Genomic DNA, 12,332 nt, shown 5'->3' with positions numbered 1-12,332 from the left:
CTCAGGGTGCAGATTCAAGCAGGATGGCGGGCAATTCACGCACCGACGGCAGAATGATCGTTGCGCCGGCGGCGCGCAGTTCCGCTTCGGTGGCAAAGCCGGTCAGCACGCCCACCGCTTGCGCGCCGGCGCGGCGGGCGGTTTCCATGTCAACAGGCATGTCGCCCACCATGAGCACGCGCTCCGGCGCAACGCCCAGCAAGCGCGCCGTGCGCCGAACGGCTTGCGGGTGCGGCTTGAAGCGCCAGAGGTCCTGGCGGGTGGTGATAGCGCCGAAGAGTGGGCGCAAGCCGGTTTGTTCCAGAAAGGCGTAGGTTTCGCGGCGGGCGCGGTTGGTGAGCACGCCGAGGGCGTACTGCTGAGCGAGCCGCTGCACCGTTTCGACCGCGCCTTCGATAGGGGCGAGCGTTTCCAGCGTGCCGATGCCTTTCGCGCGGCGGGCGCGGTCGGCAAGGGGGCGCAGCCAGGTGTCAAGCCCCACGCGGTCGAGCATGGCGAGCACGTAGTTGGTTGGGGTTTCGCTGAGCACCCAGATGCGCCGCATGAACTGTTCGGGGTTGCGCCCCGGCAGAAGAGGCGCAAGTGGACGCAGTCGTGCCGCCAGCGCTCCCCCTTTTTGCCCGCCACGCAGGGCGAGCAGCGTTCCGTCCAGGTCAAACAGAATGGCGTCAATGCGTGTGCGATCCAAATCGGGCATGGGCTTCGCTCCTCCGTGATAGCGCGGATTGTAGCGGAGTGTGTCGAAGGAGCAAGAGGCGGTTATTGCGACACGACGTTGGTGCCGAAGGGAACGGCGACGATGATGACGCGGTGGGTGTTGGTTTCGTAGGGCCAGCATGAAACCAGGGTGAGGCGGATATCGTTGGTGGGGGCAATCCAGCGCGCGTTTTCAAACTGCTGTTCGAGGGGAACGCCGATTTCGCGCACAATTTTTTTGAGCGCCACCTGATAGGCGTAGATGCGCCCTTCGGCTTCGACGTACACCATGTCGCCGGGTTCAAGTTTCCATAAATCGCGAAAAACTTCGCCTTTGGTGTTATTGTGCCCCGCCATGACGGTATTGCCGCGTGCGCCGGGCAGGGCGCTGTCTTGGTGCCAGCCGACGGCGTACTCAGCGACCTGGTGGTAGCGTACAAGGTAATTGCCTTGCTGGACAAAGTACGTCCCGACCGGCACCACCTGCGAAACGAGGTTGATGGCGGGGATGATAAGCCGCGAGGGTGGTTGCGTCGCCGGCGGCGGGAATGGTCCCGGCGTGGCGATGAGGGGCGCATTGGGTGGCGTGTCGGTGCTTTTCTCGCGTTCGACGTGTGCGGCGACGGTGGCTTCCGCCACCGGGTCGAAGGGGGGCGCGTGGGTGTCGGTGACGGCAAGCAACGGGATGAACGGCGCCGGTGTGGCGGTGGGCGTGGTGGTGGTAATGCTGAGCGCCAAGGATGTCGCGCCGTTGGATGGGCTGTTTTCGGGTGCAAAGGGCGTTGCCGCCGCCAGCGCGGGCGCAACAGCCGCCGAAGAACCGCTGACGTTCAGCACGATGTAGGCGGCGATGATGATGGCGGCGAGCATTGGCGCCAGCGCGATGCCCCACAGCCAGAGGGGGGCGCGGCGGCGCGGCAGGGGTGTTGATGTGGCGGGCATGAGCCGCGCGGCATGGGCGGCGGTGTGGCGACGACGCGGCGCAGGGCGCGTGGCGGCGGTTGTCTGGTAGGTGGGGCGCGGTCTGGTCGCGTGGTGTGCGCTGGTGGCTGTGGCGGCTTGGGTGTGGAGTTTGCGGTAGAGCGTGTGCCCCGATGTGGTGCGCGTGGGCGATGCTGGATGTGGGCGTGTGGCGCGTGGGCGCGGCGATTCATCCAACAGCGCAATCAGCGCCTGAGTGGGAGCCGTGTCCGAGCGCACAGGGATGTGTTCGCGCGGGATGAGCGCCGTAAAGACGGGACAGCGGATATGGGCGTCGCGCAGGCAGTGTTGCGCCTGGCGGCGGCGTGAGATGGCGGCAGGCGTCCCATGCGCCCAACAACGGTGGGCGTCGTGGGGGTAGGGGTGTGTGCGTTTGGGTCGCGTTTCATCGCCCAAAAAGGGGCAATGATGTAATGCCTGCCGCGGTTTGCTCATCTTGCAACTCAACATCTGCTTGTATCTGCCTCAATAATCGTATCATTGCTTGCGGGGTGTGCCAAACAATGTGCACGAAACACCACTTGCCGGGTGGGCGAAGGGGTTTCACCAATTTCATCAATTGCATATCATCTAGGGTCGCAACTGAGGAGGGGAACAGATGCGCATACTGATCACCGGAGCCAACGGGCAATTGGGGCGTGCGTTGCAACGCGCGCTTGTTGAACATGAGACGTTGCCGCTGGCGCATGCCGACCTGGATGTGAGCGACCGTTCTGCTGTGCTGGCGCTCGCCGATTGGGAGCCGGACGTGATTATTCACGCGGCGGCGATGACCAATGTGGATGGCTGTGAACTCGACCCGGAAGCGGCGTATCGTGTGAATGCGTTGGGAACACAGCATGTGGCGCTTTTGGCGCAGCGTGCCAATGCCGCATTGTGCTACGTCAGCACGGATTACGTGTATGACGGCGAGAAGGGCGAACCCTACTGGGAATGGGATGCCACCAATCCGCTCAACGTGTATGGGGCGAGCAAACTCGCCGGGGAATGGTTTGTGCGCCATTTGCTGACGCGCTTCTACATTGCCCGTACCGCGTGGGTGTATGGACCGGGTGGGCGTAACTTTCCGCGCAAGGTGCTCGATTTGGCCGTCCAGCACCCCGTTTTGCGCATGGTGACGAATGAAGCGGGGCATCCCACCTATGCGCCGCATCTGGCGCAAGCCATCGCGCGCCTCATTCAAACCGAGGCGTATGGCATCTACCACCTGGTGAACGAGGGGTGCGCCACTCGTTTTGAGTTTGCGCGTGCTGTGTTGAATGCTGTGGGGCGTGCCGATTACCCCCTGGAACCCACCGACCATTACCCGCGCCCGGCGCGTGTGCCCAAACGTGCCGAATTGCACACTTTGGCCGCCCGCCATGTAGGGGTTGGTTTGCCTCACTGGCAGGAAGGGTTGCTCGAATGGGTGCGCGCTGAGGGGCTGGTATGAGCAATCCGCTGGTGAGTGTGGTCATTCCCAATTGGAACGGCAAGCATCATTTGGAAGCGTGCCTGCCTTCGCTCTTCGCCCAAACGTATCGCCCGTTTGAGGTGATTGTTGTGGACAACGGCAGTACCGACGGCTCGGTGGAATGGCTGGCGACGGTGTGGCCGCAAGTGCGTGTTGTCGCGTTTCCGCAGAACCGTGGTGTGGTGGCGGCGTTCAACGCAGGGGTGCAGGCGGCGCGTGGTGAACTCATCGCCTTGCTGAACAACGACACCGAGCAGGAACCGGACTGGCTCGAACGGTTTGTTGCGGGGCTTCTGCGCCATAGTGATGCCGGCATGGCGGCGTGCAAAATTCGTCTCTGGGACGACCGCACGCGCTTGCATACCGCCGGCGATACGATGAGCCGCGATGCTCAACCGGGCAACCGTGGCGTGTGGGAGCCCGATGATGGACGTTTTGACCGCGAGGAATATGTTTTTGCGCCCTGCGGCGCGGCGGCGCTTTACCGCCGCGCGCTTTTTGAGGATGTGGGGTTGTTCGACCAGCGGCTGGGCTCTTACCTGGAAGATGTAGATTTGGCGTTTCGGGCGCAGTGGCGCGGCTGGCGGTGTATCTACGTACCGGATGCGGTTGTCTATCACAAAGTCAGCGCCACAGGCGGGGGCGTATTCGCCAGTTATTACGTCGGGCGCAATTGGTTCTACGTCATCACCAAGAATTTTCCCGCGCGCACATTGCGCCGCCATTGGCGAGCCATCGCGCGTGCGCAGGCGCGGCATGTGTGGGAAGCGGTGCGCGCCTGGCGCGGTGCGGCTGCGCGGGCGCGCTTGCGCGGCATGCTCGTGGGGGCGTTGACGTGGCCGCGCTTTGTGCCGGATCGCCGGCGTATTCAGGCGACGGCGCGGGTGCGTGAGGAGGAAATCGAAGCGCTATTCAGTTGACGCTGAGGGGCTTGCGAGTATGCTTTTGCAGGTTATGCGTCAGCATACATAGTGCCAAAAACTGAGGTTGAGATTATCTCAATTATGAGGAGGCAACCCATTTCCGAGCAACCGTTTCTCTCAATCGTCATACCGGCATACAACGAAGAGCGACGCTTGCCGCCCAACTTGAAGCGTGTGCTCGAATACCTGGATACGCAGCCGTTTGAAGCCGAGGTGATCGTGGTGGACGACGGGTCGGAAGACCGCACGGTTCAGCGCGTCCGCGAAGTCGCCGCCGATGATCCCCGCGTGCGTATCATTGAAAACGAGCACTACGGCAAAGCCTACGCCGTGCGCACGGGCATGCTTGCGGCGCGTGGCGAGATTGTGCTGTTCAGCGATGCCGACCTTTCGACGCCGATCCACGAAATTGAGCGCTTCTTCCCCTATTTTGAGCAGAACTACGACATTGTCATTGGTTCGCGTGAGGGGGGCGGTCCCAACCAGCGCGTTGGTGAGCCTTTCTACCGTCATTTGATGGGGCGCGTCTTCAACTTGTTGGTGCAATTGCTGGCGGTGCCTGGTATTCGCGATACGCAATGCGGCTTCAAGGCCATGCGGCGCGAAGCCGTGCATGATTTGTTCCCACGCTTGCGCATTCACGATGGGAGCAAGGGCCCCGTCAAGGGAAGCATGGTCACCGGGTTTGACGTGGAATTGCTCTTCCTGGCGTTGCAGTTGGGCTACAAAGTCAAGGAAGTGCCTGTGGAGTGGCGCTACGGACGCGAAAGCAAGGTCAACCCGCTGATTGACTCGTGGCGGCTATTCCGCGATGTGTTGATGGTGCGCTGGAATCACCTTTTGGGGCGGTACGATATGCGCCCCAAAGCCGCCGCGTCGAATCACCCGCCGACGGCGCATTGAGTGTTGCTTCGTTGAACAGTGCGAGGAAACCATATGCCGTGGTCTCGAAAATGGGTGGTCGCAGGGCTGGGGGTGTTGCTTGCCTTGCTGATGCGGGGCGGCGCGGCGCGCCCCCTCTTTTCTGCCGCTGATGAGCCGCTCTTCATCCCTGCCAATGCCGAGGCGCATGTGGACATGCCGCACAGTGGCGCTTTGCGCACGACCGGGCAAGCGTGGGGGGATTTCGACAACGACGGCGACCTCGACCTCTACCTGACCGACCCCGCCGCACCGAACCGCCTCTATGAGAACTTGGGCGATGGCACGTTCCGCCTTTCGCCACTGAGCGAGCAGGTAGCGTTGCCCAACCAGCGGAGCACGGGCGCGATTTTCGCCGATTACGACAACGACGGTTGGCCTGACCTCTATGTGCTGGCGCGAGGGCGCAACGCGTTGTTGCACAACGACGGCGGGCGCGCTTTCTACGATGTCACCCTACTGGCAGGCGTTGGCGATGAAGCCGATGGGCAAAGCGCCACTTGGGGAGACTTCGACAACGACGGCGACCTCGACCTCTACGTGGTCAACTGGTCCTGCTCGCCGGATTGCGGACGACCGCAAAGCGGCGACCGCGATCGCCTCTATCGCAACAATGGCGATGGCACGTTCGACGATGTGACCCACTGGCTGGGGAGTAAGACCACCGGCGCCGGGTTTGCCGCGACGTTTTTCGACTATGACAACGACGGCGACCTCGACCTCTATGTGGTCAACGATGAGTTTATCGCGCCGACGGGCAATGTGCTGTGGCGCAACGATGGCGCCGGCTGTGGCGGCTGGTGTTTCTCCGATGTGTCCGCTGAAACGGGCGCCGATGTGCGTCTGATGGGCATGGGGCTGGCGGTCGGAGACTACGACAACGACGGCGACCTCGACCTCTACTTCACCAACGCGGGACCCATGGTCTTGTTGCAAAACTTGACGGCGCAGGGCGAACCGCGGTTTGTCAACGTGGCCCCCCAAGCCGGTGTGGAACACGCCGAGGGCATTGGCTGGGGCGCGGTCTTCGTGGATTGCGACAACGACGGCTGGCTCGACCTCTATGTCGCCGAGTCCGACGTGAAAGGGGATGGCTTGCCCGCCAACCCGCTCTATCACAACAACGGTGATGGCACGTTCACCATGCTGCCCCCCACCGACGCCGGCGCGTCCGATGCGGGGCGCAGTACGGGTGTTGCCTACGCCGATTACAACGGCGACGGGTGGACCGACCTCGTGGTGGGGAACTTTGGGCGCGGCTATACGCTCTATCGCAATACACGCCACGCACCGCACCACTGGCTGCGTGTGCGCCTGGTGGGTGGTGGTCCCGTGAACCGCGATGCGGTGGGCGCGAAAGTTCTTCTCACCACGCCCGATGGTGTGCGCCAAACCCGCGTTGTGCATGCGGGGAGCAGCCTGGGCGCTGGGCACGAACTGGCGCTGACCTTCGGCTTAGGTGTACACACCACCGCCGATGTGCGTATCATCTGGCCCGACGGCACCGAGCAGACCCTTGCCAATGTGCGCGGCGACCGCGCCTACACGATCGCCTACCCGCTCACGTGGCGCGAACGCCTGGCGTTGACCTGGGCGCTCTGGCGCGTGCGCCTCGCGCTGGGGGCGGCGGGCGCTCTGCTGACGCTCGGCGGTGTGGGGATGGTGCTGTGGCGTTGGCGGAGACGCGGACATGTGGAGCAAGTGCCATGACGGCTGACCCCATTACGCTTGAACTCTACCGCCATCGTTTTGCCAGTATCGCCGACGAAATGGGCGTAAGCCTGCAACGCACAGCCTACTCGCCCAATATCAAAGAGCGGCTCGATTTTTCATGCGCCGTTTTCGACGCCGACGGGCGTATGGTGGCGCAAGCCGCCCACATTCCCGTGCACCTGGGCGCAATGCCCGATAGCGTCGCTGCCGCGTTGTCGGCGGTCTCCACCTGGCAAGCGGGCGACCTCGTCATCCTGAACGACCCTTTTGCCGGCGGCACTCACCTGCCCGATATCACCATGGTTTCGCCCGTGTTTCTGGAGGGCGAGACCCCCGATTTTTTCGTCGCCAGCCGCGCCCACCATGCCGACGTGGGGGGCATGACGCCGGGCTCGCTCCCGCTTTCGACGGAACTCTACCAGGAAGGGCTGATTATCCCCCCGTTGAAGTTGTACGAGGGCGGCGTGCTCAACGAAGCGGTGTTGCGGCTCATTTTGCGCAATGTGCGCACCCCTGATGAACGCCGTGGCGACCTTGCCGCCCAACGCGCCGCGCATCTCACGGGCGAGCGCCGTTTGCGCGAGTTGGCGGCGACGCATGGGCGTGAGGAAGTGCTGGCGTATGCCCAACACCTGCAAACGTACAGCGAACGCCGCACACGCGCCGCGCTTCGTACCTGGCCGGCTGGTCGCTACACGTTTGAAGATGTCATCGAGCATGTGGAAGATGGGCGTCTGCACCTGTTGCCCATTCGCGTGGCTGTGACGATTGCAGGCGAGACCATCACGTTCGACTTTACGGGCACAGCGCCGCAAATGCGCGGTTCGCTCAATGCTGTGCTCAGCATCACCAAATCGGCGTGCGCCTATGTGGTGCGTTGCCTGGTGGGCGACGATGTGCCCATGAACGCCGGCTGTTTTGCGCCTTTGCATGTGCACGCCCCCGAAGGAACGCTGGTCAACGCCCGCCCACCCGCCGCCGTTGCGGGGGGCAATGTCGAAACCAGCCAGCGCATTGTGGATGTTGTGCTGGGGGCGCTGGCGCAAGCCTTGCCCGACCGTATTCCCGCCGCCTCGCAGGGCACGATGAACAACGTCACGATTGGCGGCATCGCTCCCGATGGTACGCCCTTCGCCTACTACGAGACGCTGGCGGGCGGCATGGGTGCTGCGCCAACCGCCGATGGGTTGACCGCCGTGCATACCCACATGACCAACACACGCAACACGCCTGTTGAAGCGCTGGAACGCGCCTACCCCTTCCGCGTGGTGCGCTACGCCATTCGGCGTGGCAGCGGCGGGCGTGGGTTCTATCATGGCGGGGATGGGCTGATTCGCGAGTATGAACTGCTCACCGAAGCAACCATTACCCTGCTGACCGAGCGGCGTGTGCGTGCGCCGTGGGGGTTGCAAGGTGGCGAAGACGGCGCACCGGGCGTCAACCGCCTGGTGCATCCCGATGGGCGCGAGGAACGTTTGCCCCCCAAATGCTCGCGCCATGTCCAAGCCGGCTCGCGCTTGTGCATTGAAACGCCGGGGGGTGGGGGTTGGGGGACGCCGGAAGATGTCTGAAACACCGAGAACCCAAGGAGCAACACCATGCCACTCTTTCCGCGCAAATCCAAACGCATCGGCCTGGCACTGAGCGGCGGTGCGGTGCGTGGCGCCGCCCACATTGGCGTTCTGCAAGTGCTGGAACGTGAAGGCATCATCCCCGATGTGATCGCCGGCACAAGCGCCGGCGCGATTGTGGGCGCGGGCTACGCCGCGGGCGTGAGCACCGCCACCATGAGCGCCGTTTTTCGCACGTTGCGGTGGCCGCGTTTGGCGCGCTTTTCGCTGCGCACCGGCCTGAGCCTGTTCGATACCGAACCCATGGAAGCCTTTATCCGCGAACAAATTGGCGTCCAAACATTCGATGAACTCCAACGCCCCTTTGCCGCCGTCGCGTGCGACATTCTCACCGGCGAGCGGGTGGTGTTGCGCGAAGGCTCTGTGGCGCGCGCGGTACGCGCCAGCGCCGCTTTGCCGGGGCTTTTTCCGCCGGTGGAGATGAACGGGCGCTTGCTGGTGGATGGCGGTGTCGTGGACAACTTGCCCGTGGATGTAGTGCGCGAAATGGGCGCCGATTACGTCATCGCCGTAGACCTCATTCCGCCGCCGGTGAGCCAACCGCAACCGTCCAACCCGTTCGAGATGTTGCTCATGGCGGCGAACCTGCTCGTGCGCCAAAACCACCCCGACCCGCAATCGGTGGATTGCTACATTCAGCCGGCGCTGGGTGGCTATGCGCCGTGGGACTTCTCGCATGGTCCCGAAATGGAAGCCCTTGGACGCGCCGCCGCCGAAGCCGTCATCGTCAAAATCAAACGCGACCTGGGGTTAGAACGATGAGCATTCGCGAGATTCGCCTTCCCGCCGATTTGAAACCAGCCTTGTTGAGTGGGCATCCCTGGATTTACCGCGACCACATTCCGCCCAACACCTACCTGAAAAACGGGAGTTGGGTGCGTGTCAGCGCGGGCAATGTCGCCGCCTACGGCATTTGGGACGCGCATGGACCGATTGCCGTGCGCCTTTTTTCGCGCCACACCATTCCCGATATAGCATGGGTTGAAGCGCGTGTGCGCGAAGCCTGGGATGTTCGCGCACCGTTGCGCGCACGGGGCGACACGAATGCCTACCGCTGGCTCTACGGCGAAAGCGACGGCTTGCCCGGCATCGTGGTAGACCTCTACGACCGCCACGCCATTTTGCGCACCTACACCGATAGCGTGCGCAAACTTGTCCCGTGGGTGGTGGCAGCGTTGCGGCGCGTTGCTCCCGTTGACGGTATCGCCGAGCGACAGGAAGATGAATTTGGCGAACCGCGCTGGCATGTGCATTGGGGGCAGCGCCCACCGGATGAACTCGTGGTGCTCGAAAACGGCTGGCACATGTACGCCAACTTGCTCCACGGGCAGAAAACCGGCCTCTTTCTGGACCAGCGCGAAAATCGGCGCGAACTCATGCGCTGGTGCGGCGGCAAACGGGTGCTCAATTGCTTCGCCTACAACGGGGGGTTTTCATTAGCGGCGGCGTTGGGGGGCGCGCGTTTCGTCGAAAGTGTGGACGTTGCCGCCAACGCGCTGGAAGACGCCCGCCGCACCTTCGCCCTCAACGGGCTTGACCCCGACGCGCACGCCTTCACCCGTGCCGATGTGTTCGACCTGCTCGAACAGTACGCCCGTGAAGGGCGCACATTCGACGTGGTCGTACTCGACCCCCCAAGTTTCGCACGCAGCAAGAACCAGCGCCACAAAGCCATCCGCGCCTACACCCGCCTGAACGCTCTGGCGCTCAACCTCATTCCCCCCGGTGGTCTGCTGGTCTCGTCCAGTTGCACCGCGCAGGTTTCGCATGCCGATTTCCTCAACATGCTGGCAACCGCCGCCGCCAAGGCGGGGCGTCGCTTGCGCATTCTGCACGACGCCGGCCAACCACTCGACCACCCAGTGCCGCCCCATTTTCCCGAAGGGCGCTACCTGAAATTTGTCATCGCCCACGTGGCCGATGTGGCGTGAATGTGGCTTTGTGCAACCTTTCACGAATTGCCAATCTTTTCGCTCAACGGTATGATACGGCCGCCAGTTCACAAACAAAAAACGTGCAAGACGCACGCGGAACCAACCCCTAAGGAGGCGAACGATGAAGAAGCCAATTCGTGTTGCCGTGACCGGTGCCGCCGGGAACATTGGGTATTCGCTCCTCTTCCGCATTGCCGCTGGCGATATGTTTGGCCCCGACCAACCCGTCATCCTGCAAATGCTCGAAATTACGCCGGCGCTTTCCGCTCTGAAGGGCGTGGCGATGGAACTTGAAGACTGCGCCTTCCCGCTCCTCTATGACATGGTGCTCACGGATGACCCCAACGTCGCCTTCCGCGATGCCAACTGGGCGTTGCTGGTGGGCGCTAAGCCGCGCGGGAAGGGGCAAGAACGCAAAGACCTCATCCGCGACAACGGCCCCATTTTCGTCGGGCAAGGGCGTGCGCTCAACGAAAACGCCGCCGCGGACATTCGCGTTGTGGTGGTGGGGAACCCCGCCAACACCAACGCCCTGATTGCCATGAGCAACGCCCCCGACATTCCGAACGAACGTTTCACCGCCATGACCCGCCTCGACCATAACCGCGCTATCAACCAGGTGGCGAAGAAAGCCGGCGTGCATGTGACCGATGTCCAGCGCATTATCATCTGGGGGAACCACTCCGCCACGCAAGTGCCCGACATTACGCATGCGCTCGTCAAAGGGCAGCCGGCGCCGCAAGTCATCAACGATGACGAATGGGTGCGCAACGAATTCATCCCGACCGTGCAGCAACGTGGGCGCGCCATCATCGAAGCGCGTGGGCACTCCTCGGCTGCGTCCGCGGCCAACGCGCTGATTGACCATGTGCGCTCGTGGGCGCTTGGAACGCCCGAAGGCGACTGGGTCTCGATGGCGGTGCCCTCGCACCTGGGCGACTACGGCATTCCCGAAGGCGTCATCTTCTCGTATCCGGTTGTCTGCAAGGATGGCAACTACGAAGTCGTCAATGGGCTGGAACACCCCGACTGGGTGAAGCCGCTCATTGAACGCACCGCGCAGGAACTGCTGGAAGAACGCGAAGCCATCAAAGACCTGTTGAACCCGTAAACGCGCCTGCCTGCACGCGGTGGGGAGTGTGAGCGGCACTCCCCACCTTTGTTTTGTGAACCTATGGGGGTGAATGAACACACATGGCGAACCCACCGGAATTAGCCGTCATCATTGTTTCGTACAACACACGCGACCTGCTTCAGCGCGCTATTGCCAGCCTGCAAACCAGCCTGCACGCGCATGGTCCATCACATGCGCGCATCATTGTTGTGGACAACGCCAGCCACGATGGGAGCGCCGAGATGGTGCGGCGCACCTTCCCCGACGTTGAACTGCTGGAACCGGGTGAAAATTTGGGGTTTGCACGCGCCAACAACCTGGCGTTGCGCCACCTGGGGTTTCCCCACGGCGACGCGCTGCCCGAAGCGGTCTGGCTGCTCAATCCCGATACGGAAACGGTGGGCAACGCCCCCGCACAGTTGCTGGCGCATTTGCGTGCGCATCCCGATGTAGCGGCGGTGGGACCACGTTTGCAGTACGGCGACGGGCGTTTTCAGCATGGCGCATTTGCCTTTCCCGGCTTGCTTCAAATCGCCTTCGACCTGTTCCCGCTTCCGGCGCGGCTCTACGAAACGCGCCTCAACGGGCGGTATCCGCGGGCGTGGTACGAGCAGGGCAAACCGTTCGACGTGGACATGGTGTTGGGCGCGGCGCTCATGGTGCGGCGCGAAGCCATTCAGCAGGTGGGCTTGCTCGATGAAGGCTATTTCATGTACGTGGAAGAGTTGGATTGGTGCCGCCGCATGAAACAGGCTGGCTGGCGGTTGCAACTGGTGCCCACGGCGCTGGTGATTCACCACGAGGGGCAAAGCACTCGCCAGTTTCGCGAAGAGATGTTTCGCGCCTTGTGGCGGAGCCGCTTACGCTACTACACCAAGTTTGCCCCGCGCCCCTACGTGTGGCTGGTGCGCGCATTGGTGGCGGTGGGGTTGGCGTGGCAAAAACAGCGTGCGCGTGGAGGATAGC

The 12,332-nt window shown here is 62.9% G+C and carries 11 protein-coding genes; 9 read left to right on the top strand and 2 right to left on the bottom strand.

Translation table 11 applies throughout. The features are described 5' to 3' along the window. Position 1: 1 nt before the first annotated feature. The gene (locus SE16_RS05065) at positions 2 to 697 is read right to left on the bottom strand and encodes an HAD family hydrolase (protein WP_054493501.1); all 696 of its coding nucleotides are present in this window, start codon (positions 695 to 697) and stop codon (positions 2 to 4) included. 62 nt (positions 698 to 759) lie between these two features. Continuing rightward, on the bottom strand, positions 760 to 2,112 hold the full coding sequence (locus tag SE16_RS05060) for a sortase (RefSeq protein ID WP_054493500.1): 1,353 nt from the start codon (positions 2,110 to 2,112) through the stop codon (positions 760 to 762). A gap of 163 nt (positions 2,113 to 2,275) precedes the next feature. On the opposite strand from SE16_RS05060, the gene rfbD reads away from it, so the two are divergent. The 9 genes from rfbD (at position 2,276) to SE16_RS05015 (ending at position 12,331) form a co-directional block, all read left to right on the top strand. Further along, on the top strand, positions 2,276 to 3,109 hold the full coding sequence (rfbD, locus tag SE16_RS05055) for a dTDP-4-dehydrorhamnose reductase (RefSeq protein WP_054493499.1): 834 nt from the start codon (positions 2,276 to 2,278) through the stop codon (positions 3,107 to 3,109). After that, entirely contained in the window at positions 3,106 to 4,050 is a 945-nt protein-coding gene (locus tag SE16_RS05050; protein WP_060687310.1) for a glycosyltransferase family 2 protein, read from the top strand. The genes rfbD and SE16_RS05050 overlap by 4 nt, the downstream gene beginning before the upstream one ends. Positions 4,051 to 4,134: 84 nt before the next feature. Beyond that, positions 4,135 to 4,956: a dolichyl-phosphate beta-glucosyltransferase gene (locus SE16_RS05045; RefSeq protein ID WP_054493498.1), complete on the top strand. Its 822-nt coding sequence runs from the start codon at positions 4,135 to 4,137 to the stop codon at positions 4,954 to 4,956. A 33-nt stretch (positions 4,957 to 4,989) separates the two neighbouring features. Beyond that, positions 4,990 to 6,684, top strand: a complete 1,695-nt coding sequence (locus tag SE16_RS05040; RefSeq protein ID WP_054493497.1) for a CRTAC1 family protein — start codon at positions 4,990 to 4,992, stop codon at positions 6,682 to 6,684. Then, the gene (locus tag SE16_RS05035) at positions 6,681 to 8,258 is read left to right on the top strand and encodes a hydantoinase B/oxoprolinase family protein (RefSeq protein ID WP_060687308.1); all 1,578 of its coding nucleotides are present in this window, start codon (positions 6,681 to 6,683) and stop codon (positions 8,256 to 8,258) included. Before SE16_RS05040 ends, SE16_RS05035 begins: the two co-directional genes overlap by 4 nt. 27 nt (positions 8,259 to 8,285) lie before the next feature. After that, positions 8,286 to 9,080 carry a patatin-like phospholipase family protein gene (locus tag SE16_RS05030; RefSeq protein WP_054493109.1) on the top strand — a complete coding sequence of 265 codons (795 nt, stop codon included), beginning with the start codon at positions 8,286 to 8,288 and terminating at the stop codon, positions 9,078 to 9,080. After that, complete coding sequence (locus SE16_RS05025; RefSeq protein WP_054493110.1) at positions 9,077 to 10,249, top strand: class I SAM-dependent rRNA methyltransferase; 1,173 nt, start codon at positions 9,077 to 9,079, stop codon at positions 10,247 to 10,249. Before SE16_RS05030 ends, SE16_RS05025 begins: the two co-directional genes overlap by 4 nt. Positions 10,250 to 10,373: 124 nt before the next feature. Then, positions 10,374 to 11,363, top strand: a complete 990-nt coding sequence (locus SE16_RS05020; RefSeq protein ID WP_054493111.1) for a malate dehydrogenase — start codon at positions 10,374 to 10,376, stop codon at positions 11,361 to 11,363. Positions 11,364 to 11,446: 83 nt separating this feature from the next. Next, positions 11,447 to 12,331: a glycosyltransferase family 2 protein gene (locus SE16_RS05015; protein ID WP_054493112.1), complete on the top strand. Its 885-nt coding sequence runs from the start codon at positions 11,447 to 11,449 to the stop codon at positions 12,329 to 12,331. Position 12,332 lies beyond the last annotated feature (1 nt).

The organism is Ardenticatena maritima, from assembly GCF_001306175.1.
In the GTDB taxonomy this organism is placed as follows: domain Bacteria; phylum Chloroflexota; class Anaerolineae; order Ardenticatenales; family Ardenticatenaceae; genus Ardenticatena; species Ardenticatena maritima.
Note: the sequence above shows the minus strand (reverse complement) of the source record. Positions and strands in the feature narration are given on the sequence as shown.

What these genes read in the sequence shown, in the direction of transcription:
- SE16_RS05065 (WP_054493501.1), bottom strand. Translation starts at nt 697, where the DNA reads ATGCCCGATTTGGATCGCACACGCATTGACGCCATTCTGTTTGACCTG.
- SE16_RS05060 (WP_054493500.1), bottom strand. Translation starts at nt 2,112, where the DNA reads ATGAGCAAACCGCGGCAGGCATTACATCATTGCCCCTTTTTGGGCGAT.
- rfbD (WP_054493499.1), top strand. Translation starts at nt 2,276, where the DNA reads ATGCGCATACTGATCACCGGAGCCAACGGGCAATTGGGGCGTGCGTTG.
- SE16_RS05050 (WP_060687310.1), top strand. Translation starts at nt 3,106, where the DNA reads ATGAGCAATCCGCTGGTGAGTGTGGTCATTCCCAATTGGAACGGCAAG.
- SE16_RS05045 (WP_054493498.1), top strand. Translation starts at nt 4,135, where the DNA reads ATGAGGAGGCAACCCATTTCCGAGCAACCGTTTCTCTCAATCGTCATA.
- SE16_RS05040 (WP_054493497.1), top strand. Translation starts at nt 4,990, where the DNA reads ATGCCGTGGTCTCGAAAATGGGTGGTCGCAGGGCTGGGGGTGTTGCTT.
- SE16_RS05035 (WP_060687308.1), top strand. Translation starts at nt 6,681, where the DNA reads ATGACGGCTGACCCCATTACGCTTGAACTCTACCGCCATCGTTTTGCC.
- SE16_RS05030 (WP_054493109.1), top strand. Translation starts at nt 8,286, where the DNA reads ATGCCACTCTTTCCGCGCAAATCCAAACGCATCGGCCTGGCACTGAGC.
- SE16_RS05025 (WP_054493110.1), top strand. Translation starts at nt 9,077, where the DNA reads ATGAGCATTCGCGAGATTCGCCTTCCCGCCGATTTGAAACCAGCCTTG.
- SE16_RS05020 (WP_054493111.1), top strand. Translation starts at nt 10,374, where the DNA reads ATGAAGAAGCCAATTCGTGTTGCCGTGACCGGTGCCGCCGGGAACATT.
- SE16_RS05015 (WP_054493112.1), top strand. Translation starts at nt 11,447, where the DNA reads ATGGCGAACCCACCGGAATTAGCCGTCATCATTGTTTCGTACAACACA.